This is a genomic window from Gryllotalpicola ginsengisoli DSM 22003 (assembly GCF_000419445.1).
GTDB lineage: Bacteria > Actinomycetota > Actinomycetes > Actinomycetales > Microbacteriaceae > Gryllotalpicola > Gryllotalpicola ginsengisoli.
Genome location: NZ_AULK01000002.1, coordinates 429,500 through 451,346 on the forward strand (window position 1 = coordinate 429,500; position 21,847 = coordinate 451,346).

At 69.9% G+C, this 21,847-nt stretch carries 24 protein-coding genes; 20 read left to right on the forward strand and 4 right to left on the reverse strand.

Annotation, left to right across the window (positions count from 1 at the left end):
* Nucleotides 1-15 precede the first annotated feature (15 nt).
* From H563_RS0106560 to H563_RS0106580, 5 genes are read left to right on the forward strand one after another with little or no spacing between them, the layout of a single operon-like run.
* Complete coding sequence (locus tag H563_RS0106560) at nt 16-1,137, forward strand: histidinol-phosphate transaminase (protein ID WP_027479182.1); 1,122 nt, start codon at nt 16-18, stop codon at nt 1,135-1,137.
* A 5-nt stretch (nt 1,138-1,142) separates the two neighbouring features.
* Nucleotides 1,143-1,751 carry an imidazoleglycerol-phosphate dehydratase HisB gene (hisB, locus tag H563_RS0106565; RefSeq protein WP_027479183.1) on the forward strand — a complete coding sequence of 203 codons (609 nt, stop codon included), beginning with the start codon at nt 1,143-1,145 and terminating at the stop codon, nt 1,749-1,751.
* A complete protein-coding gene (hisH, locus tag H563_RS0106570; RefSeq protein ID WP_022881812.1) occupies nt 1,748-2,416 on the forward strand; it encodes an imidazole glycerol phosphate synthase subunit HisH in 669 nt (222 codons plus the stop codon). The genes hisB and hisH overlap by 4 nt, the downstream gene beginning before the upstream one ends.
* Nucleotides 2,417-2,451: 35 nt before the next feature.
* Nucleotides 2,452-3,198, forward strand: coding sequence for a bifunctional 1-(5-phosphoribosyl)-5-((5-phosphoribosylamino)methylideneamino)imidazole-4-carboxamide isomerase/phosphoribosylanthranilate isomerase PriA (priA, locus tag H563_RS0106575; protein ID WP_022881813.1), 747 nt, complete (start codon nt 2,452-2,454; stop codon nt 3,196-3,198).
* On the forward strand, nt 3,182-3,979 hold the full coding sequence (locus H563_RS0106580; protein WP_022881814.1) for an SseB family protein: 798 nt from the start codon (nt 3,182-3,184) through the stop codon (nt 3,977-3,979). The genes priA and H563_RS0106580 overlap by 17 nt, the downstream gene beginning before the upstream one ends.
* A 10-nt stretch (nt 3,980-3,989) precedes the next feature.
* On the opposite strand, the gene H563_RS0106585 is transcribed toward H563_RS0106580, so the two are convergent.
* Nucleotides 3,990-4,694 carry a hypothetical protein gene (locus H563_RS0106585; RefSeq protein WP_022881815.1) on the reverse strand — a complete coding sequence of 235 codons (705 nt, stop codon included), beginning with the start codon at nt 4,692-4,694 and terminating at the stop codon, nt 3,990-3,992.
* 95 nt (nt 4,695-4,789) lie between these two features.
* Nucleotides 4,790-5,122: a DUF1844 domain-containing protein gene (locus tag H563_RS15385; RefSeq protein WP_022881816.1), complete on the reverse strand. Its 333-nt coding sequence runs from the start codon at nt 5,120-5,122 to the stop codon at nt 4,790-4,792.
* Between the two features lie 282 nt (nt 5,123-5,404).
* Here H563_RS15385 and infC point away from each other — a divergent pair, with 282 nt between their 5' ends.
* From infC to H563_RS15390, 14 genes are all read left to right on the forward strand, one after another.
* Nucleotides 5,405-6,031 (forward strand): translation initiation factor IF-3, encoded by a 627-nt coding sequence (gene infC / locus H563_RS0106595; protein WP_081416165.1) that lies wholly within the window; start codon nt 5,405-5,407, stop codon nt 6,029-6,031.
* Nucleotides 6,032-6,042: 11 nt separating this feature from the next.
* On the forward strand, nt 6,043-6,237 hold the full coding sequence (rpmI, locus tag H563_RS0106600) for a 50S ribosomal protein L35 (protein WP_022881817.1): 195 nt from the start codon (nt 6,043-6,045) through the stop codon (nt 6,235-6,237).
* A gap of 32 nt (nt 6,238-6,269) precedes the next feature.
* Complete coding sequence (gene rplT / locus H563_RS0106605) at nt 6,270-6,653, forward strand: 50S ribosomal protein L20 (protein ID WP_022881818.1); 384 nt, start codon at nt 6,270-6,272, stop codon at nt 6,651-6,653.
* Nucleotides 6,654-6,717: 64 nt separating this feature from the next.
* Nucleotides 6,718-7,518, forward strand: a complete 801-nt coding sequence (locus H563_RS0106610; protein WP_022881819.1) for a TrmH family RNA methyltransferase — start codon at nt 6,718-6,720, stop codon at nt 7,516-7,518.
* 40 nt (nt 7,519-7,558) lie between these two features.
* Complete coding sequence (gene pheS, locus H563_RS0106615; protein ID WP_022881820.1) at nt 7,559-8,599, forward strand: phenylalanine--tRNA ligase subunit alpha; 1,041 nt, start codon at nt 7,559-7,561, stop codon at nt 8,597-8,599.
* On the forward strand, nt 8,599-11,112 hold the full coding sequence (gene pheT / locus H563_RS0106620) for a phenylalanine--tRNA ligase subunit beta (RefSeq protein WP_022881821.1): 2,514 nt from the start codon (nt 8,599-8,601) through the stop codon (nt 11,110-11,112). Before pheS ends, pheT begins: the two co-directional genes overlap by 1 nt.
* 201 nt (nt 11,113-11,313) lie before the next feature.
* On the forward strand, nt 11,314-12,354 hold the full coding sequence (gene argC, locus H563_RS0106625) for an N-acetyl-gamma-glutamyl-phosphate reductase (RefSeq protein WP_022881822.1): 1,041 nt from the start codon (nt 11,314-11,316) through the stop codon (nt 12,352-12,354).
* The gene (gene argJ / locus H563_RS0106630) at nt 12,351-13,511 is read left to right on the forward strand and encodes a bifunctional glutamate N-acetyltransferase/amino-acid acetyltransferase ArgJ (protein ID WP_022881823.1); all 1,161 of its coding nucleotides are present in this window, start codon (nt 12,351-12,353) and stop codon (nt 13,509-13,511) included. The genes argC and argJ overlap by 4 nt, the downstream gene beginning before the upstream one ends.
* 3 nt (nt 13,512-13,514) lie before the next feature.
* Nucleotides 13,515-14,444: an acetylglutamate kinase gene (argB, locus tag H563_RS0106635; protein ID WP_022881824.1), complete on the forward strand. Its 930-nt coding sequence runs from the start codon at nt 13,515-13,517 to the stop codon at nt 14,442-14,444.
* The gene (locus H563_RS0106640; protein ID WP_022881825.1) at nt 14,441-15,667 is read left to right on the forward strand and encodes an acetylornithine transaminase; all 1,227 of its coding nucleotides are present in this window, start codon (nt 14,441-14,443) and stop codon (nt 15,665-15,667) included. The genes argB and H563_RS0106640 overlap by 4 nt, the downstream gene beginning before the upstream one ends.
* Nucleotides 15,664-16,602 (forward strand): ornithine carbamoyltransferase, encoded by a 939-nt coding sequence (gene argF, locus H563_RS0106645; protein ID WP_022881826.1) that lies wholly within the window; start codon nt 15,664-15,666, stop codon nt 16,600-16,602. Before H563_RS0106640 ends, argF begins: the two co-directional genes overlap by 4 nt.
* Nucleotides 16,599-18,047: an argininosuccinate lyase gene (gene argH, locus H563_RS0106650; RefSeq protein ID WP_022881827.1), complete on the forward strand. Its 1,449-nt coding sequence runs from the start codon at nt 16,599-16,601 to the stop codon at nt 18,045-18,047. Before argF ends, argH begins: the two co-directional genes overlap by 4 nt.
* Nucleotides 18,047-18,196, forward strand: a complete 150-nt coding sequence (locus H563_RS17865) for a hypothetical protein (RefSeq protein ID WP_022881828.1) — start codon at nt 18,047-18,049, stop codon at nt 18,194-18,196. Before argH ends, H563_RS17865 begins: the two co-directional genes overlap by 1 nt.
* Before the next feature lie 2 nt (nt 18,197-18,198).
* On the forward strand, nt 18,199-18,852 hold the full coding sequence (locus H563_RS15390; protein ID WP_022881829.1) for a DNA-3-methyladenine glycosylase: 654 nt from the start codon (nt 18,199-18,201) through the stop codon (nt 18,850-18,852).
* Here the strand turns inward: H563_RS15390 and H563_RS0106665 are convergent.
* Nucleotides 18,800-19,387 (reverse strand): hypothetical protein, encoded by a 588-nt coding sequence (locus tag H563_RS0106665; protein WP_022881830.1) that lies wholly within the window; start codon nt 19,385-19,387, stop codon nt 18,800-18,802. The genes H563_RS15390 and H563_RS0106665 overlap by 53 nt on opposite strands.
* 5 nt (nt 19,388-19,392) lie before the next feature.
* Nucleotides 19,393-20,013, reverse strand: coding sequence for a SatD family protein (locus tag H563_RS0106670; RefSeq protein WP_022881831.1), 621 nt, complete (start codon nt 20,011-20,013; stop codon nt 19,393-19,395).
* 128 nt (nt 20,014-20,141) lie between these two features.
* Between H563_RS0106670 and tyrS the strand changes: the two genes are divergently transcribed.
* Complete coding sequence (tyrS, locus tag H563_RS0106675) at nt 20,142-21,443, forward strand: tyrosine--tRNA ligase (RefSeq protein WP_022881832.1); 1,302 nt, start codon at nt 20,142-20,144, stop codon at nt 21,441-21,443.
* The last annotated feature ends 404 nt before the right edge of the window (nt 21,444-21,847 follow it).

Here is a 21,847-nt window from a genome sequence, read left to right on the forward strand (position 1 = left end):
CCTACCATTGAGAGGGTGACGTCGCTTTCCGATCTGCCCATCCGAGACGATCTGCGCGGGCGCGAGCCGTATGGTGCGCCTCAGCTGCATGTGCGTGTGGAACTGAACGTCAACGAGAACACCCATCCCGTTCCGGACGCCGTGCAGGCAGACATCATGTCCCGTCTCCAGTCCGCGGTGAGCGGGGTGAACCGGTACCCCGACCGCGAGTTCACGGAGCTCCGTGACGCGCTCGCCGGCTATCTGGGCCACGGACTGACCCGTGACAACATCTGGGCGGCGAATGGCTCCAACGAGATCCTGCAGCAGCTCATGCAGGCCTTCGGCGGCTTCGGTCGCACGGCTCTCGGCTTCGCGCCGACCTACTCGATGTATCCGTTGCTCGCGGCCGGCACGGGAACCGGCTGGGTCGCGGGGGATCGCGACGACGACTTCGAGCTCACGAGCGAGCGCGCGGTCGACTGGGTGCGCCGCGTGAGACCGGATCTCGTCCTGTTGTGCTCACCGAACAACCCGACCGGAACGCCTCTGGACCTCGAGGTGATCGAGGCGGTGTACGACGCATCCGACGGGATCGTCGTGGTCGACGAGGCGTACGCGGAGTTCTTCCCGGAAGGCGAGTCGAGCGCACTCACGCTGCTGCCGGGCCGCGAGCGCCTCGTCGTCTCCCGCACGATGAGCAAGGCGTTCGCGTTCGCCGGGGTCCGCCTCGGCTACCTGGCTGCGGATCCCGCCATCGCCGACGCCCTCCGCCTCGTGCGGCTGCCGTATCACCTGTCCGCTCTCACCCAGGCGGCCGCGCTCGGTGCGCTCGCGCACGCCGACGAGATGCTCGCCATGGTGGAGGACATCAAACGGCAGCGCGACCGCATCGCCACCGGTCTCGCCGAGCTCGGTTTCCTCGTGCACCGCACGTCCAGCAACTTTGTGCTGTTCGGCGAGGTCGAGAACCCGCGCGGGGTGTTCGAGGAGCTGCTGGCGGAAGGCATCATCATCCGCGAGATGGGCATACCCAACCACCTTCGCGTCTCGGCCGGCACCGAGGCCGAGACGACCGAGTTCCTCGACGCCATGGCGCGTTACATCGAGCGGCACGGCTCCCCGAAACGGGCGGCCTCGCCCTCGCCGGTAGGGTGAACGGCATGAGCTCCGCCCCCCGCACCGCTTCCCTGACGCGCGAGACGAGCGAGTCGAGCATCGAGCTCTCGCTCGACCTCGACGGAACCGGCGCGAGCGACATCAGCACGTCGGTGCCGTTCTACGACCACCTGCTGACCGCCTTCGCGAAGCACTCGCTCACCGACCTCGTCGTGCGCGCCCACGGTGACACCGAGATCGACGTGCACCACACCGTCGAAGACGTGGGCATCGTGCTCGGCACCGCCATCAGACAGGCCCTCGGCGACAAGAACGGCATCGGCCGCTTCGGCGACGCCGTCGTGCCGCTCGACGATGCCCTCGTGCAGTCCGTCGTGGACATCTCGGGCCGCCCCTATCTCGTGCACTCGGGCGAGCCCGCCGGATTCGAGTTCCACCTCATCGGCGGCCACTTCACCGGGTCCATGGTGCGCCATGTCTTCGAGGCGATCGCCTACAACGCCGCCTTGACCGTGCACGTGCGGGTCCTCGACGGCCGCGATCCGCACCACATCGCGGAGGCCGAGTTCAAGTCGTTCGCGCGGGCGTTCCGTCAGGCGAAGGCGGCGGACCCGGCAGTGAACGGAGTGCCGTCCACGAAGGGGACGCTGTGAGCGACGCGAGAACGGATGCTTCGCCGACGGCCGCCCCTTCGGTCGTCGTCCTCGACTACGGCAGCGGCAACATCCACTCGGCGGCGAAGGCACTGGAGGCGGCCGGCGCCCGGGTGACCGTGACGGCCGACCGCGGCGCTGTCATAGACGCCGACGGTCTGCTCGTGCCGGGCGTCGGCGCGTTCCAGGCGGTGATCGCGGGCCTCAGGTCCGTGCGGGGCGACGAGCTGATCGAGCGCCGGCTGGCGGGAGGGCGCCCTGTGCTCGGCATCTGCGTGGGAATGCAGGTCATGTTCGAGCGCGGGGTCGAGCGCGGCACCGAGAGCGACGGGCTGGGGCAGTGGCCCGGCGAGGTCACCGAGTTGGGCGCCGCGGTGCTGCCGCACATGGGCTGGAACACGGTCGACGTGCCCGAGGGCTCCGTGCTGTTCCGCGGCCTGGAGCGGGAGCGCTTCTACTTCGTGCATTCGTATGCCGCGCAGCACTGGAGCCTCGAGGCGCTGGCGCCGTTCCCCGCGCCGAAGGTGACCTGGGCCGAGCACGGCACGCGCTTCATCGCCGCGGTCGAGAACGGTCCCCTGTCGGCCACGCAGTTCCACCCCGAGAAGTCCGGCCGAGCAGGCATCCGCCTGCTCACCAACTGGGTCGACTCGCTGCGCTCGTGACGCGGCTGCCGCACCCGATCCGATCAGGAAGCACCATGACCGAGAACTCCCCTCTGCCCGCCCTCGTACTGCTGCCGGCGGTGGACGTCGCCGACGGCAAGGCCGTCCGGCTCACCCAGGGCGAGGCGGGCAGCGAGACCAGCTACGGCAGCCCCGTCGCGGCCGCGCTGGAGTGGGCCGAGCAGGGGGCGGAATGGATTCACCTGGTCGACCTCGACGCCGCGTTCGGGCGCGGCGAGAACCGCGCAGTGCTGCGCGAGGTGCTCCACGAGGTGCAGGGGGTGAAGATCGAGCTCTCCGGCGGCATACGTGACGACGCGTCCCTCGAGCAGGCTCTCGAACTCGGCGCCGCTCGGGTGAATCTGGGAACCGCGGCGCTCGAGAACCCGGACTGGGCGGCCGAGGCGATCGGCCGATTCGGCGAGGCCGTCGCCGTCGGCCTCGACGTGCGCGGAACGACCCTCGCCGCCCGCGGCTGGACCCGCGACGGCGGCGACCTGTGGCAGGTCCTCGAGAGGCTCGAGCAGGCAGGATGCCGGCGTTACGTCGTCACCGATGTGACCAAGGACGGCACGCTGCGCGGCCCCAATCTCGAGCTGCTCGCCGAGATCGCGGGAAAGACCGACAGACCGGTGGTCGCCTCCGGCGGCATCTCCAGTCTGGATGACATCAGCGCGCTGCGATCGCTCGTGCCGCAGGGCGTCGAGGGGGCGATCGTCGGAAAGGCGCTGTACGCCGGCCGGTTCACGCTCGCGGAGGCGTTGCGTGTCGCCGGATCCTGACAGGGCACGTCCTCTTCCCGGCCGGCCGGCCCATCTCGCGGATTCGGCCGGCCGGCTCTGGGCAGGCCGCAGCTTCGAACCCAATCCGGCGGCCGGCGACGACGGATCGGCCGATCCCGCTCTTCTGGCGGCATTGCAGGGCTTCCGGTCAGGCAGCGCGACGGCCCGGGACGTCGTGCAGGCGGTGCGCCACGCCCGCTTGATCATCCCGCTCGTCGCACACGCCGGAGACGTCGGTGTCGCGCCGTCCGGCCACCTCGTCGACAAGACTCAGGAGCTGTCGATCGTGACGGTCGCGGGACCTGACGGCCGTACCGTGCTGCCGGCGTTCACCTCGGTCGGCACGCTTGCCACCTGGAACCCGAAAGCGCGCCCGGTTCCCGCCGCCGGCCCGAGGATCGCGCTGGCAGCGGCGAGCGAGGAGACGCAGTTGATCGTGATCGATCCGCTGAGCCCCACCGAGTTCGTGCTGCGCCGCCCGGCGGTCTACGCGCTCGGCACCGACACGGAATGGATTCCCGCGGTCGACAACCCGGCGGTGCGGGCCGCGTTCGAGGCATCCGTCGCCGCCGATCCGGACGCCGAGAGCGTGGAGCTCGCCGCGGGCGACCCCGATCAGCGTCTGCGTGCGGAGGAGCTCGTGGTGCGGTTGCGCCTGCGCGCAGGGCTCGACCGTTCCGGCCTTCAGGCGGCGGTCGCGCGTCTCACCGAGCGATGGGCGGCCGACCCGGCCGTTGCGAACGGCGTCGACTCTCTCGCGCTGCGGCTCGTGCGGGCGTGACCCGGCGATATCACTTCGAGGTCGTCCACGAGACGCCGGAGAGTGCGGTGCTGGCCAGTGCGGAGCGCAGCGCACCCGAGTGGTTGCGCCCGTCGTCCGCGAAGGTCACGTCGAGATCGCCGGGCTGCAGATTCCAGGTGTAGGGCACGGTGACGGCGACCTGTTCGACGCCCGGCACGGCCGATGCCGTCGCAACGGCTTGTGACAGGGCGGTCACCGTGCGCGCGGAGACCACCGAGTCGAGGGCGTGCCGGTATTCGACCACGGATGCCGCGTGCCCGTCGCCGGCCGGGGAGCTCAGTTCGAGGTTCACCTGGGAATCCGGGACCTGCTTGATCATCGCGAGCACGACGGCGGCGGCCTGCTGGGGCGTCGCCTCGGGGTTCATGATGACCGACACGTCATATGAGTAGTCGATGCCGACGGCTCCACGCTCGGCCGACGGCGTCGCGGCGGTCTCCGTGGTGACGGTGGCGCTCGCCGTGGCCACGCCGGGCAGCGAGGTGAGGTCGGTCACCGCAGCGGCGATCCGGGCTTCGCGCCCGGGATCGGGGGTCGACTCGCTGTCAGCCCCCTCCCCGTGCTGCATCGCGGAGGCGGAGGTCTGCAGATAACGGTGCACGGCGAAAGTGCTCAGCATCAGCCCTCCGGCGACGACGAGGGCGACGGAGCAGACGGCAGCCCCGATCCACGCGAGTGCCTGCCGCCTGACCACGAGTCGAAGCTAACCGCGTCGTCTGGGCGAACCCCGCACGCAGGCGGCGAACGGGCTCGGCATCCGCCCGGTAAGCGCCGGGCGGATGCGGCGAATCAGGTGACCGGGCCGGTCCACTTCTCGCCCGGGCCCTTGCCCGGTTCGTCGGGGATCCTCGAGGCTTCGCGGAAGGCGAGCTGCAGGGTGCGCAGGCCGTCGCGCAGGGGGCGCGCGTGCTGGTCGCCCACATGCGGCGCGGCCGCGGTGACGAGTCCGGCGAGAGCATCGATGAGCTTGCGCGCCTCGTCGAGGTCCAGATCCTTCTCGCCCGCCTCGGCGAGGCCCAGTTTCACCGCCGCCGCGCTCATCAGGTGCACCGTCACGGTGGTGATGACTTCTGCCGCCGGCACCTCGGAGATGTCTCGCGTCGCGTCCTCGACGTCGCTCATTGACCTGCCTTCATGGTGATTCCGCTGCCGCGTACGCCTCTGGTAGACTCGGTGCTCGGCTCCAGGGCTTCGACGCCCTGGAACGAAAGTGGAATAACTTCCCACCCGCGTTGACCGCTTCATCAGGTTACCGGGTCGTGACCCTCCGCCGGTTCGCAAGGACAGGTAGTCAGGGGGTCGGCCGAGTGATTGCACGCGTGTGTGCGCGGGCGTCGCGGCGAAGTCGTTCTCCTCTCGTTGCCACCGGGCAGCCGCACCACACGCTGAACAGAGGAGAAACGCATCAGCGATCCCCGTACCAATGACCGTATCCGCGTCCCCGAAGTACGCCTTGTCGGCCCGAGCGGCGAGCAGATCGGCGTCGTCAAGATCGAGGTCGCACTTCGCCTGGCACAGGAGGCGGATCTCGACCTCGTAGAGGTCGCCCCGAACTCCAAGCCGCCCGTGGTGAAGATCATGGACTACGGCAAGTTCAAGTACGAGGCTGCGCAGAAGGCCAAAGAGGCCCGGCGCAACCAGGCGAACACCGTCCTCAAGGAGGTCCGGTTCCGCCTCAAGATCGACAAGCACGACTACGAGACCAAGATGAAGCGGGCCATCGGGTTCCTCCAGGCGGGGGACAAGGTGAAGGCCATGATCCTCTTCCGCGGTCGCGAGCAGTCCCGCCCCGAGCAGGGTGTGCGGCTGCTGCAGAGGTTCGCCGAGGACGTCGCCGAGTACGGCACCGTGGAGTCGAACCCCACCATCGACGGCCGCAACATGACCATGGTCATCGGCCCGGTGAAGAACAAGGCGGAGGCGAAGGCCGAGGCCAACGCGCAGCGAGCTCGGGCGAAGGCCGAATCGCGGGCGCACACCGAGAACAGTTCGCCGGCTGAGGGCACTCAGCCTGAGGCGACGAACGAGTAAGGAACAACGAGATGCCCAAGCAGAAGACCCACTCGGGCGCCAAGAAGCGCTTCAAGATCACCGGCAGCGGCAAGATCAAGAAGCAGCAGTCCGGCATGCGCCACAACCTGGAGCTCAAGTCGAGCCGCCGCACCCGGCGCCTCAACCAGGACCAGGTCATCAACAACAGCGACGCCAAGGCCATCAAGCGCCTGCTCGCCAAGTAACCCGACGAGACTGACGAAGGAAACGAACAGAAATGGCTAGAGTCAAGCGCGCCGTCAACGCGCACAAGAAGCGTCGGGTCGTCCTCGAGCGCGCCGAGGGTTACCGCGGTCAGCGTTCGCGCCTGTACCGCAAGGCCAAGGAACAGGTCACCCACTCGCTCGTCTACGCGTACCGCGATCGTCGTGCCCGCAAGGGCGAGTTCCGCCGGCTGTGGATCCAGCGCATCAACGCGGCCGCCCGTCAGAACGGCATGACCTACAACCGCCTCATCCAGGGTCTGAACCTGGCCGGCATCGAGGTCGACCGCCGCATCCTGGCCGAGCTCGCGGTGAACGAGCCCGCCACGTTCGCGGCCCTCGTCGAGAGCGCGAAGAAGGCCCTGCCCGCCGACACCTCGGCGCCCAAGGTCGCGTAACAGCGTCTTCTGCACCAAGGCCCGGCTACCGTCACGGTGGCCGGGCCTTTGTAGACTTGCGCCCGTGCTCGACAACCCCAGGTCACCGCGAGTGCGCGCCGTCGCCAAGCTCGCAAAGAAGTCGGCACGGGCGGAGACCGGCATGTTCCTGCTGGAGGGGCCGCAGGCCGCCGGCGAAGTGCTCACCTGGCGCCCCGAGCTCATCGTCGAGCTCTACGCCACACCGACCGCCCTCGACCGCCACACCGAGATCGCGCAGGCGGCAGAGGACGCGGGCGTCGACGTCGAGTTCGTCACCGAAGAGGTCCTCGATGCGATGGCTGACACGGTCACCCCGCAGGGGTTCGTTGCCGTGGTGCGTCAGTTCCCCACATCCGTCAAAGACATCTTCGCCGGCGCGCCGAGGCTCGTCGCCGTGCTGGAGGAGGTGCGCGACCCGGGCAACGCGGGCACGATCGTGCGCGCAGCCGATTCGGCAGGAGCCGACGCCGTGGTCTTCGCCGGCCGCAGTGTCGACCTGTACAACCCCAAGGTGGTGCGGTCGACCACCGGATCGATCTTCCACCTTCCCATCGCGGTGGGCGCCGGCCTGGCCGACGTCGTCGCACGCGCGCACGCGGCAGGGATGCAGGTGCTCGCTGCCGATGTCAAAGGCGAGGACCTGCTGGTCGCTCGGCGGGAGAACCTGCTGGCAGCGCCCACAGCGTGGGTGTTCGGCAACGAGGCGCGCGGCCTGCAGGACGAAGACCTCGAGCAGGCCGACCGGGTCATCACCGTGCCGGTGTACGGCCATGCCGAGTCCATGAACCTGGCGACCGCGGCATCCGTGTGCCTCTACGAGTCCGCGTTCGCGCAGCGCAGCTGACGCGCCGGCGCCCGGCGCGCCGCCGGTAGACTCGACTCCCGTGTCTGACACTCCCGAGCTCAACGAGGAGTCCGTCCGCGCCGCCGCCGACGCCGCACTCGCGGCCATCGCCGCCGCCGACGACTCCGCCGCCCTGAAGGCGGTGCGCGCCGAGCACCTCGGCGAGCACTCGCTTCTGGCCCGCCTGAACGCACAGCTGCGCAACGTGCCCAGCGATCAGAAGGCCGTCTACGGCAAGCTGGTCGGCGGTGCGCGTGGCCGGGTGAACCAGGCGTTCGCGGCCAAGGAGCAGGAGATCTCGGAGGCGGAGGCGGCGGCGCAGCTGCGGGCCGAGACGCTCGACGTGACGGCGATCCCGGTTCCGGGGCGCGTCGGCGCGCGTCATCCGCTCACCCTGATCCAGGAGCGCGTGGCCGACGTCTTCGTCGGCATGGGCTGGGAGGTGGCCGAGGGGCCTGAGCTCGAGAGCGAGTGGTTCAACTTCGACGCCTTGAACTTCGACGAGGACCACCCGGCGCGGGCGATGCAGGACACCTTTTTCGTCGACCCCGTGGGCAGCCACCTCGTGCTGCGCACGCACACGAGCCCCGTCCAGGTGCGCTCGCTGCTGGAGCGCGAGCTGCCGGTCTACGTGGTGGCGCCGGGTCGCGTGTACCGCACCGACGAGCTCGACGCGACCCACCTGCCCGTGTTCAGCCAGATCGAGGGCCTCGCCGTGGACAAGGGGCTGACCATGGCTCACCTGCGCGGCACGCTGGAGCACTTCGCCCGGGTCATGTTCGGGTCCGAGGCGAAGATCCGCCTGCGTCCCAACTATTTCCCGTTCACCGAGCCGTCAGCCGAGCTCGACATCTGGCACCCCGCCGCCAAGGGGGGCCCGCGCTGGATCGAGTGGGGCGGGTGCGGAATGGTCAACGCCAATGTGCTGCGCGCGACCGGTGTCGACCCGGAGGTGTACTCCGGTTTCGCGTTCGGCATGGGCCTCGAGCGCACGCTGCAGTTCCGCAACGACTTGAGCGACATGCGCGACTTCCTCGAGGGCGACATCCGCTTCTCGCAAGCGTTCGGAATGGTGGTCTGATGCGCGTCCCACTCAGCTGGCTCGCCGAGTACGTCGACCTCGCGCCCGGCTCGACTCCCGGGGACGTCCACGCGGCGCTCGTGAAGGTCGGCCTGGAAGAGGAGGCCGTGCACCGCTTCGACGTGACAGGGCCGGTCGTGGTCGGGCGTGTGCTCGAGTTCGTGGAGGAGCCGCAGACGAACGGCAAGACGATCCGCTGGTGCCAGGTCGACGTCGGCGCCGAGAACGGGGGAGTACGCGGCATCGTCTGCGGCGCCCACAACTTCCAGCCCGACGACAAGGTCGTGGTCACCCTGCCCGGCGCCGTGCTGCCAGGGCCGTTCCCGATCTCCGCCCGCAAGACCTACGGGCACCTCAGCGACGGCATGATCGCCTCGGCGCGCGAGCTGGGACTCGGAGACGACCACGCGGGAATCCTCGTGCTCCAGAGGCTCGGCCTCGATCCCGAGGTCGGAACCGACGCCATCCGCCTACTCGGACTCGACGACACCGCCGTCGAAGTGAACGTCACCCCGGACCGCGGCTATGCATTCTCCATCCGCGGCATCGCTCGCGAATATTCGCACGCGACGGGCGCCGAGTTCCGCGACCCGGCCGACCAGGTGGCGACGGATGCGCCGGCCGAGGGCTTCCCCGTCGAGATCGCCGACCGCGCTCCCATCCGAGGCAAAGCCGGAGCGAGCGTGTTCGTGGCGCGCGTCGTGGAGGGGATCGATCCGACCCGCCCGACGCCGGCCTGGATGATCGCCCGGCTGAAGCTCGCGGGCATCCGCTCGATCTCGCTGCCGGTCGACATCACCAACTACGTCATGCTCGAGTTGGGCCAGCCGATCCACGGCTACGACCTCGACAAGCTGAGCGGCGGCATCACGGTGCGGCGCGCGCAGCCCGGCGAGACGCTGCGCACCCTCGACGGCGTCACGCGCACCCTGGATCCCGAAGACCTGTTGATCACGGATGACTCGGGGCCGATCGGCCTCGCCGGCGTGATGGGCGGAGCAGCCACCGAGATCTCCGACACGACCACGCGAGTGCTCATCGAGGCGGCCAACTTCGACCCCGTCTCGATCGCCCGCACGGCGCGTCGTCACAAGCTTCCGAGCGAGGCGAGCCGGCGCTACGAGCGGGGCGTCGACCCGGAGGTCGCCGAGGCGGCCGCGGCCCGCGTCGTGCAGCTGTTGGAACAGCTCGCCGGCGGGCGCGCCACGCCGCTGGGAGCGCGTCTGCACGCCGCGAGTGCGCCGGCCCCGATCACGCTTCCGGACGGGTTCGTCGCCGGACTGATCGGCGTCGAATACACCGGCGACGAGGTCGAGAAGGTGTTGCGCGAGATCGGCACCGAGGTCGAGCGCACGGAAGGCGCCCTGGTCGTCACGCCGCCGAGCTGGCGGCCGGACCTGACCGACAAGGCGACCCTCGCCGAGGAGGTCGCCCGGATCTCCGGCTATGAGCGCATTCCGAGCGTGCTGCCCGTCGCGCCGCCGGGACGCGGTCTCACCAGGCAGCAGCAGTTGTGGCGCCAGGCTGCGACCGCGCTGGCAGCCGCCGGACTGACCGAAGTGCTCTCGACGCCGTTCGTCACGGCCGCGCAGAACGACGCGTGGGGTGCCGCCGATCAGGCATCCGTGCCCGCCGTCAAGCTCGCCAACGCTCTCGACGCGAGCACGCCGTTCCTGCGCACCACGCTGCTTCCCGGCCTGATCGAGGCCGCGCACCGCAACCTGTCGCGCGGACTCACCGACCTCGCCCTGTTCGAGCTCGGGGTCGTCTTCCGGCCCGACGGCGGCGTGCGCTATGGCACCGAGCTGCTGCCGGCCGCGACCGCGCGGCCCGATGACGCCGCTCTCGCATCCCTCAACGCGGGTATCCCCCCGCAGCCGCGTCACGCGGGCGCCCTCTTCCTCGGCGACCGCACCCCGAAGCAGCCCGGCCGCGCCGCGGAGCCCTCCGGCCTCGCCGACGCGCTCGCCGCGGCCCGCACACTTGCGCGCGCGGTCGGGGCCGAGCTGTCCTGGCGTCAGGGAACCCACAAGTCGCTGCACCCCGGGCGCACCGCCGAGCTGTTCGTCGACACCGCCGACGGTCCTGTCGTCGTGGGTCTGGCCGGGGAACTGCTGCCCGCCCTCGCCGCGGAGCTCGACCTGCCCCGCGTGGTCGCCGTGTTCGAACTCGACCTCGACGCGCTGATGGCGCTCGCGCCGAGCCGCCTTGACATCGCGCCGATCTCGTCCTACCCCGCGGCGACGCAGGACCTGTCTCTGGTCGTGCCTGTCGACGTGCCGGCAGGGGAGGTGCTGCGCGCCGTCACCGCGGGGGCCGGAGAACTGCTCGAGCACGCCGACCTCGTCGACGACTACCGGGGCCCGGGACTCGGAGAGGGGCGCAAGAGCCTCACCTTCGCGCTGCGCTTCCGCGCCGACGATCGCACCCTCACCGCCGCCGAGGCCACTGAGGCGAAGCTGGCCGGCGCGGCCCGCGCGGCCGAGGCGTTCGGTGCGACGGTTCGCGAGTGATGCGGGCTCGCCTATATGCTGGCGGCATGACCTTCGTCCGCCGCAGCCTCACCGCACGTGCCGGTGTCGCGCGTGTGCTGCGCCGACGCGTTCTGGGCGGCCGAATCTCGGCGGCGCTCGCGTAGTCCGTCTCGAACGGTTCCACGCAGGCGTCGCCGTGATCCAGGATCCCGTCGCCGTCCAGATAACAAAGGTGGAACCATGACGTACTCGGTCGCCGTCGCCGGAGCTTCCGGCTACGCGGGCGGAGAGGTGCTCAGGCTGCTGGCCGGGCACCCGGATTTCGAGGTGCGCACCGTGACCGCGTCGTCGAACGCGGGCCGGCCCCTGAGCGAGCTGCAGCCGCACCTGCGGTCGCTCGCGCACCTCACGCTGCAAGACACCACGCCAGACATCCTCCGCGGGCACGAGGTCGTCGTGCTCGCGCTTCCGCACGGTGCCTCCGGGGCGCTCACCGACGAGCTCGGCGACGACGCCGTCGTCGTCGACTGCGGCGCCGACCACCGGCTCGCCGACCGGGCGGCCTGGGAGGCCTTCTACGGGGGCCCGTACCACGAACCGTGGACGTACGGCGTGCCCGAGCTGCCGACCGGCGACGGGAAACTACGCGAGCGCCTCGACGGGGCCACCCGCATTGCGGCGCCCGGCTGCAATGCGAGCGCCGTCTCTCTCGCTATCGCCCCCGGTATCGCGTCCGGGCTGATCGACGAGGAGATCGTCGCCGTGCTGGCAGTCGGCCCGTCCGGCGCCGGAAAGAGCCTGAAGGTGCCCTACCTGGCCAGCGAGCTGCTCGGTTCCGCCAATCCCTATGCGGTCGGGGGCAGCCACCGGCACATCCCTGAGATCCAGCAGAATCTGCGGCTCGCCGGCGCCCACAACCCCACCGTGTCGTTCACCCCGGTGCTGGTGCCGATGGCCAGAGGCATCCTCGCGACCGTCACGGCCAGCCTCAAGCCAGGAGTCGACCGGGCGCTCGTCCGCGAGGCGTGGGAGCAGGCGTACGAGGGGGAGCCGTTCGTGCAGGTGCTGCCCGAGGGGCAGTGGCCGCGCACGGCCGACGTGCTCGGCGCCAACACCGCGCTGATCGGCGTCACCGTCGACGAGGCGGCGAACCGGGTCGTGGCGCTCATCGCCGTCGACAATCTCGTGAAGGGCACGGCGGGCGCCGCCGTCCAGTGCCTCAACCTCGCCCTCGGCCTGCCGGAAGGCCGGGGCCTGACCGTGAACGGAGTCGCCCCGTGAGCGTCACCGCCGCCGCCGGATTCCTCGCCGCGGGCGTGCCCGCGGGCCTCAAGTCCACCGGCAACCCCGACGTCGCGCTCGTGCGCAACGTCGGCCCCCTGCAGAATGCGGCCGCCGTCTTCACCAGCAACCGCTGCAAGGCGAACCCCGTGCTGTGGAGCGCCGAAGCGATCAAGGACGGCACGATCGGCGCGATCGTCCTCAACTCCGGCGGCGCCAACTGCTACACCGGCGCCCAGGGCTTCCACACCACGCACGCGACCGCCGAGCGCGTGGCCGAGCTGCTCGGCATCTCCGCCGGAGACGTGCTGGTCTGCTCCACCGGGCTCATCGGCGAGCAACTCGACCTGGCCAAGGTGACGAGCGGGGTGACGGATGCCGCATCCGCTCTCGCCGGAACACCCGAGGCCGCCCTTGCCGCCGCCGAGGCGATCCGCACCACCGACACCCGGCCCAAGCAGGCGCAGCGTACCTCACCGGCGGGCTGGACGATCGGCGGCATGGCGAAGGGCGCCGGCATGCTGGCGCCGGGGCTCGCCACGATGCTGGTCGTGATCACGACCGACGCCGTGCTGTCCAGCGCCGAGCTCGATGCTGCGCTGCGGGAGTCCACCAGAGTCACCTTCGACCGGCTTGACTCCGACGGCTGCATGTCGACCAACGACACGGTCGCCCTGCTCGCCTCGGGCGCGAGCGGGGTGGCCGCCGAGGCAGCCGAGTTCACGGCCGTGCTGACCGAACTGTGCGCGGACCTCGCGCGGCAACTGCAGGCCGACGCAGAAGGGGCGAGCCACGACATCGCCATCACCGTCGCCGGCGCCGCCGACGAGGAGGAGGCCGTCGAGGTGGCCCGCGCCGTCAGTCGCAGCAACCTGTTCAAGGCGGCGATCTTCGGCAACGACCCGAACTGGGGCCGCGTGCTCGCCGCGGTCGGCACCACCGCAGCGCACTTCGATCCGTACGGCATCGACGTCAGCTTCAACGGCGTGCGCATCTGCCGCGCCGGCGAGCCGGACCAGCCGCGCGAACTCGTCGACCTTGCGCCGCGGCAGGTCGACATCCTGATCGATCTGCACGTCGGCGACGCATCCGCGACCGTGCTCACCAACGACCTCACGCACGACTACGTGCACGAGAACAGCGCCTACGCGAGCTGACCCATGACCGACGAGACACTCACCACCATCGATCCCGACGACGCCCAGATCGTGGCCGCCCGTCAGGCCGCGCTCGACAAGACGGCGATCCTCATCGAATCCCTGCCATGGCTCGGCGCGTTCCGCGACAAGATCGTCGTCGTCAAATTCGGCGGGAACGCGATGGTCAGCCCCGAACTCCAGCGCACCTTCGCCGAAGACATGGTGTACCTGCGCTACGCCGGCCTGAAACCGGTCGTAGTGCACGGGGGCGGCCCGCAGATCTCGGCCATGCTCGACCGGCTCGGCATCGCCAGCGAGTTCCGCGGCGGCTACCGCGTGACGACGCCCGAGGCGATGGAGGTCGTGCGGATGGTCCTCACCGGCCAGATCAACCGGGGCATCGTGCGCTCCATCAACGACTTCGGCCCCCTCGCGCTCGGCATGTCCGGCGAGGACGCCGGACTGTTCCAGGGACGCAAGCGCGGTGCCGTCGTCGACGGGGACGAGGTCGACCTCGGTCTCGTCGGCGACGTCGTCGACGTCGACCCCGAGGTGCTGCTCACGCAACTCGACGCCGGCCGCATCCCCGTCGTGTCGTCGGTCGCCCCGGACGCCGACGTGCCGGGCCAGTCGCTGAACGTGAACGCGGATGCCGCGGCGTCGGCGCTGGCAGTTGCGCTCGGCGCCGAGAAGCTCGTGATCCTGACCGATGTCGCCGGGCTCTACCGCAACTGGCCCGACCGCTCCTCGCTGTTGACCAGCGTCGCCGCCGACGAGTTGCGGCGGCTGCTGCCCGGCCTCGAGTCGGGCATGATCCCCAAGATGTCCGCCTGCCTGGCCGCCGTGGAGCACGGAGTGCCGAAGGCGGCCATCATCGACGGGCGGATCCCGCATTCGATCCTGCTCGAGATCTTCACCCACCAGGGCATCGGAACGGAGGTGGTCGCATGAGCGCCACGACAGGGGAGTGGGCGGCGCGCTACGACGCCGACCTGATGAAGACGTTCGGCACTCCGCCGCTGCTGCTCGACCACGGGCAGGGAGCATGGGTGTGGGACGCCGACGGCAACGCGTACCTCGACTTCCTCGCCGGCATCGCGGTGAACGCGCTGGGGCATGCGCACCCGGCGCTGATCGCCGCCATCAGCGCGCAGGCGGAGAAGCTCGTGCACGTCTCCAACCTGTTCGCCTCCCTGCCCCAGCTCGAACTCGCCCGCACGCTCAAACGGCTCGCCGGCACGGGCGACGAGGGCCGCGTCTTCTTCGCCAACTCTGGCACCGAGGCGAACGAGGCGGCGTTCAAGCTCGCGCGCCTGAACCGCGGCGACGACGGACGCAAGACCCGCATCCTCGCGTTGAACGGCGGATTCCACGGCCGCACCATGGGCGCCCTGGCGCTCACCGGCAAGGCGTACCTGCGCGCGCCGTTCGAGCCGATGCCCGGCGGAGTCGAGTACCTCGACGCCACGATCGATGCGCTCGAGTCCGCCGTCGACGACACCGTGGCCGCCCTCTTCGTCGAGCCGCTGCAGGGCGAGGCCGGCGTCGTCGAGCTGCCCGAGGGCTTCCTGGCCGAGGCACGTCGGATCACCGCGCGCCACGGGGCGCTGCTCATCGTCGACGAGGTGCAGACGGGCGTCGGCCGCACCGGCGAGTGGTTCGGCTTCCAGCACTCCGGCATCACGCCCGACGCGATCACCCTCGCCAAGGGCCTCGCCGGCGGCGTGCCCATCGGCGCCCTCGTCACGTTCGGCGCCGCCGGTGAGCTGTTGGGGCGCGGGCAGCACGGGTCGACGTTCGGCGGCAACCCCCTCGCGACGGCGGCGGCGCTCGCCGTGGTCGGCGAGATCGAGGCATCCGATCTCGTCGCCAACGCGCGGGCGCGCGGTGCCGAGTTGCGCCGGGTGGTCACCGGGCTCGGCTCTCCTCTGATCGCCGGGCTCAGCGGGGCCGGTCTGCTGATCGGCGTGAAACTCACCGCCCCCGTCGCCGAGGCCGTCGTGGCCTCGGCCCGCGAGCACGGGCTCATCATCAACGCGACGGGCCCCGACCGTCTCCGGCTGGCGCCCCCTCTGATCATCGGAGAGGCCGAGGTGCGGGAGTTCCGCGACCGCTTCGCCGCCTCCCTGGCCGCCGTGTCTTCCGACGCCGATCGCGCGGAGGTGACCGCATGACCCGACACTTCCTCCGCGACGACGATTTGACGCCCGCCGAGCAGTCCGAGGTGCTCGACCTCGCCGCCCGGCTCAAAGAGGACCGCTTCGCCGCGCAGCCCCTGGCGGGCCCGCAGACCGTCGCCGTGATCTTCGACAAGACGTCCACGCGCACGCGGGTCAGCTTCGCCACGGGCATCGCGGACCTCGGCGGCAGCCCGTTGATCATCAACCCGGGCGAGTCGCAGCTCGGCGCCAAGGAGTCGATCGCCGACTCGGCGCGCGTGCTCGAGCGCATGGTCGCGGCGATCGTGTGGCGCACCTACGCGCAAGCGGGCCTCGAAGAGATGGCCGCAGGCACCCGTGTGCCGGTGGTCAACGCGCTCTCCGATGACTTCCACCCCTGCCAGCTCCTGGCCGATCTCCTGACGATCCGCGAGCACAAGGGCACCACCTCGGGTCTCACCCTGGCCTTCGTCGGCGACGGTTCGAACAACATGGCGCAGTCCTATCTGCTCGCCGGGGCGACGGCGGGCATGCACGTGCGCGTTGCGACGCCGGCCGGCTTCGACCCTGACGTCCAAGTCGTGACGGATGCCTCGCGCATCGCTGAGCGCACCGGCGGCTCCGCCGCCGTGCTGGTCGACCCCGCCGAGGCCCTCCACGAAGCCGATGTGGTCGTCACCGACACCTGGGTGTCGATGGGGCAGGAGGAGGAGAAGGCGGCCCGCGTCGCGGCGTTCGCCGGTTACACCGTCGACACCGCACTGATGGCGCACGCGAAGCCCGATGCGATCTTCCTGCACTGTCTGCCGGCCTACCGAGGCCTCGAGGTCGCGGCCGATGTCATCGACGGTCCGCAGTCCGTCATCTGGGATGAGGCGGAGAACCGCCTTCACGCGCAGAAGGCGCTGTTGGCGTGGCTGCTCGAGGCGAACGCGAAGGAGACCGCATGAACGACGAGCAGGGCAGCCGCGCAGGCAATGCCGGGGCGCTGTGGGGCGGGCGCTTCGCCGGAGGGCCGTCCCCCGAGCTCGCCGCGCTCAGCCGATCGACCCAGTTCGACTGGGGCCTCGCGCTGTACGACATCGCGGGTTCGCACGCCCACGCGAAGGCACTGGCCGCCGCGGGATATCTGACACCCGACGAAGAGACCGCCATGCACGCCGGACTCGACGCTCTCGAACGCGGCATCGCCGACGGCGCCCTTCAGCCGAGCGAGGACGACGAGGACGTACACGGCGCCCTCGAGCGCGCTCTCATCGAAGAGGTCGGGAGGGAGCTCGGCGGGAAGCTGCGCGCCGGCCGCAGCCGCAACGATCAGATCGCCACGCTCGTGCGCATGTACCTGCGCGACCACGCCGACCGCATCGCGCGACTCGTGATCGACCTCATCGACGCGCTCGCCGCGCAGGCCGAGGCCCACGAAGGGGCGATCATGCCGGGCCGCACCCACCTGCAGCACGCACAGCCGGTGCTGCTCGCCCACCACCTGCTCGCCCATGCCTGGTCGCTCAGCCGCGACGTCGAGCGCATCGTCGACTGGCGTCGCCGCGCCGACGCCTCGCCGTACGGTTCCGGCGCCCTGGCCGGCAACACGCTCGGGCTGGACGCAGAGCTCATCGCCGCTGAGCTCGGGTTCTCGCGCGTGGCGCCGAACTCGATCGACGCGACCGCGTCGCGCGACGTCGTCGCCGAATTCGCGTTCGTCTGCGCGCAACTCGGGGTGGATCTCTCCCGCATCGCGGAGGAGATCGTGATCTGGAACACCCGGGAGTTCGGTTTCGTCGTGCTCGACGACGGCTACTCGACCGGGTCGTCGATCATGCCGCAGAAGAAGAACCCCGACATCGCCGAGCTCGCGCGGGGCAAATCGGGTCGGCTGATCGGCAACCTGACCGGCCTGCTCACGACGCTCAAAGGCCTCCCGCTCGCCTACAACCGCGACCTGCAGGAGGACAAGGAGCCCGTTTTCGACTCGGTCGCGACCCTGGAAGTGCTGCTGCCCGCCTTCACCGGCATGGTCGCGACCCTGCGGTTCGACACCGAGCGGATGCTCGCGCTCGCGCCCGAGGGCTACTCCCTCGCCACCGACGTGGCGGAGTGGCTCGTCAAACGCCACGTCCCGTTCCGCGATGCGCACGAGATCACCGGCAAGCTCGTCGCCTATGCCGAACAGCGCGGCCTGGCGCTCGACCAGGTCGACGACGACGCCCTCGCCGCGATCTCCGACCGGCTCACCCCGGAGGTCCGCGAGGTGCTCACCGTGGAGGGCTCGGTGGCCAGCCGAGACGGAGTCGCCGGAACGGCTCCCGCCCGCGTGGCCGAGCAGCTCGCGCGGCTGACGGCGCACGTCCACCGGCTCAGCAGCGAGCTCGTCACCCCCGAGCAGACCCGCTGATGGCCCGGTTCGTCGAGTTCCGGCGCAATCCGGACAAGAAGGCCAGTCCGCGGTGGCAGACGCTGACGATCGTCATCGTCGCCGCTCTCGTGATCGCGGCCGGCATCGTCGCGACGTTCGTGTTCGGCGATGGCCGCTTCTTCGGCTGACCGTGTCCACCGGCTACTTCTCGCCGTCGCGCGACGTCTTCACCGCGTCATCCGTCGACCTCGCGCCGCGCCTGCTCGGTGCGCGCCTGACGCATGAGACGGATGCCGGTTCCGTCGTGCTGCGCATCACCGAGGTCGAGGCGTATCTCGGTGACGGCACGGATCCCGGCTCGCACGCGTTCCGTGGCCGCACTCGCCGCAACGAGGTGATGTTCGGCGAGCCCGCTCACGTATACGTCTACTTCACCTATGGCATGCATGCCTGCGCGAACATCGTCTGCTCGCCGGCGGGAACCGCTTCGGCCGTTCTGCTGCGCGCGGCGGAAGTCGTCGCGGGCGCGCAGCTCGCGCAGGCCCGCCGCGGGACAGTGCCGCCTCGCGACCTCGCTCGGGGGCCGGCACGGCTGACGGTCGCCGCGGGCATCCGTCTCGACGAGAACGGAGCAGACGCGCTGGCCGCTCCGTTCGCCCTCGAGATGCCGGTCCGCGTGTCGCCGCACCTCAGCGGACCGAGGGTGGGAGTCTCCGGCGAAGGCGGCACCGAGGCCTACCCGTGGCGCTTCTGGATTCCTGGGGATCCGAGCGTCAGCGTCTACCGTCCCGCTACCAGGCGAGGTGCGCGAGCGCTCCGCACACCGCCGCCCAGCCGAGGCTGACGAAGGTTCCGATGATGAACCGCTCCTGAGCCTCCGACGCGCCCAATTCGCTGAATCGGCCCACACCCTTGATGGCGATGACGACCGCGATCGCCTCGGGCACCCCGGCGAGGATGGACGCGCTGGTCGCGATGCGCTCGAGCACGCCGATTGTCAGCCCGCCACGCAGTACCTCGCGCGTGCGTCCGTCGCCTTCGGCCTCCGGTGCGGCGATGAGGATGCCTCCGGCGGATCCCTCCTCGACTTGCCGCGTCGCGAGCGCGAGTACGGTCTTGACCGCCGGGCTGCCGCCGAAGGCCGAGATCGCGACGGATGCGAGGGCGACGACCGCCTCGATGACCGGGGGAGCCTCGGGATGCGGCACGCCCACCATCACGACGGCGACGAGCAGCAGGGCTGCGGAGCCGATGATGAACCAGCGCCCGCCCGTCTTCCCCGCGAGCACCGCGAGCACGAGACTGCCTGCGACCACCAGCGCGAGCATGACCCAGAACACGAGGCCGAGCACGAGGGAGATTTCGTCGTCGTATGTCATCGCGGCTACGGCTCCTTCGTCTCGGGATCGGCCTGTGCCACGAGCCTAGTGAGGGCCGGTGTCGCCGCGAACTCGGCCCTGATCTGCGCCGCTCGGGCGCGAGCACTCGCCGCTGCCGCCGTGATGCCGAGGCGCTTCGCCGCCTCCGCTTGCGTCAGACCCTGCCGAAGGAGGTCGTACAGCTCCCATCCCGCGGCGGAGCGCCGGTCGCGCAGGATCAGCAAGAGGGTGAGCAGCGCTTCGGCATCTCGCGCCGGCTCGCTCGGCTCGTCTGCGCCGGCTTGTCGCTGCACGGCGAGGCGGACGGCCGTGCCTTTGGCTCGGGCGACGGCATCGCGGGCCGCAAAGAACGCAGGGCCGGTCGCTTCCCGGGTGCTCTGCGGCAGCGGTGTGCGGATCCGACCGAGACCCAAGCCCACATGGAACTGCTGCGAGCGGGTCAGCTCGAGTGCGATCTCGAGCGCGGTCGCCGCGTCGTCGGTCAGAGCCTGAAGTTCATCGCCTGCGCTGCGGTCGGGTGGAAGCAGCAGGCGGTCGCCGTACTCGGCTTCGATGCGCTTTCGCTCCGCGCCGACGCGGTCGGCGGTGGATCGGGAGTTGATCTGGTCGGCGATGATCGCGTACATGCGACCTCCTCAAGTCACGGCCGTTCACCGGCACGCGATCAAACCCTAAAGCTTGACTCCAGAATCATCAAGCCCGCAGGCTTATTCAGCGCAGCAGTTCTCGGGGCGGCCGCTGATACTGTTGGGGCGTGTCAACGCCCGAGATCCTGGCCGCGCAACACAACGACGAGTCCTTCGACACCATCTGGGATGAGCTCGTCTGGCGCGGACTCATCCACGTCTCCACCGACGAAGGCGAGCTGAAGCAGCTCCTCTCCGGCGATCCGATCACCTACTACTGCGGCTTCGACCCGACGGCGCCCAGCCTGCATCTGGGCAATCTCGTTCAGCTGCTCTTGCTGCGGCGCTTGCAATTGGCCGGCCATAAGCCACTCGGCCTCGTCGGCGGTTCCACCGGGCTCATCGGCGACCCGCGCGAGTCCGCCGAGCGCGTGCTCAACCCGAAAGAGACCGTCGCCGAGTGGGTGGGTCGGCTTCAAGCCCAGGTCTCCAGGTTCTTGAGCTTCGAGGGCGAGAACGCGGCCCGGATCGTCAACAACTTGGACTGGTTCGGCCCGCTCAGCGCCATCGATTTCCTGCGCGACGTGGGGAAGCACTACCGGGTCGGCACCATGCTCAAGAAGGACGCCGTGGCCGCGCGTCTCAACTCCGAGGCCGGCATCTCATATACGGAGTTCAGCTACCAGATCCTGCAGGGCCTCGATTTCCTCGAACTGTACCGCCAGTACGGTTGCGTGTTGCAGACCGGCGGAAGCGATCAGTGGGGCAACCTGACCAGCGGCACAGACTTGATCCACCGCGTTGAGGGCGCATCGGTCCACGCGATCGGCACTCCGCTGATCACCGACGCGGAAGGCAAGAAGTTCGGAAAGAGTGAAGGCAACGCCGTTTGGCTCGACCCCGAATTGACGAGTCCCTACGCGTTCTATCAGTTCTGGCTCAATCAGGACGATTCGCTCGTCGTCACGCTGCTCAAGATCTTCACGTTCCTGTCGCGCGCCGAGATCGAGCGGCTGGAGGAGGCCGTGCGCACCGAGCCCTTCCGCAGAGAGGCGCAGCGCGCACTCGCGCTCGAGGTCACCAGCGTCGTGCATGGGGCCGATGCCGCGAACGCTGCTGTGCTCGCCTCCCAGGCGCTCTTCGGCAACGGCGACCTCCAGGCCCTCGACCGGGAGACTCTCGAATCCGCTCTGCGCGAGTTGCCCACCGTGCGAGCCCGCCCCTCGGACGCCATCGCGCAATTGCTGGTGGAGACGGGCCTGACGTCGAGCCTGAGCGAGTCGAGGCGCGCAATCGGGCAGGGCGGCGTCTACGTCAACAACCGCAAGGTGGACGACGAGCAGGCAACGATCGGCGAGCATCTTCTCGATGGCCGGCCGGTCGTGCTGCGGCGGGGCAAGAAGACACTGGCGGGCGTCTTCTCCGCCTGACGTGAGCGCAAGGAATCGCGGTTCGTGCCCGGCCCCGCGGGCGACACGCCCGGGCTGCAGAACGATTTGAGAGCACCCGAGCATCGGCATAAAGTAATAACTCGTCACCCCAAAGGTGCGGCTGAGCGGAAGCGCTCGCCGGCCTCAAGCGGGACGCCATCTCGCGTCGATCAGGTCCTTGTTGGATCTGGTTCGGGTGATTAGGATGGAAAACCCACCCCGGTCTCGACCCTCGGTTTCGAGTTGAGGCGAGCCCCGGGTGTGGTAACTTTGGGAAGTTGCCCCGGTGCGATGGCCGCAAGGTCTAGACCGGGTGCGTACGGTCCTTGAGAACTCAACAGCGTGCACATTGTCAATGCCAATTGTCCCTGGCATCTGGCCTTTTTGGTTGGGTGTTTGGGTTC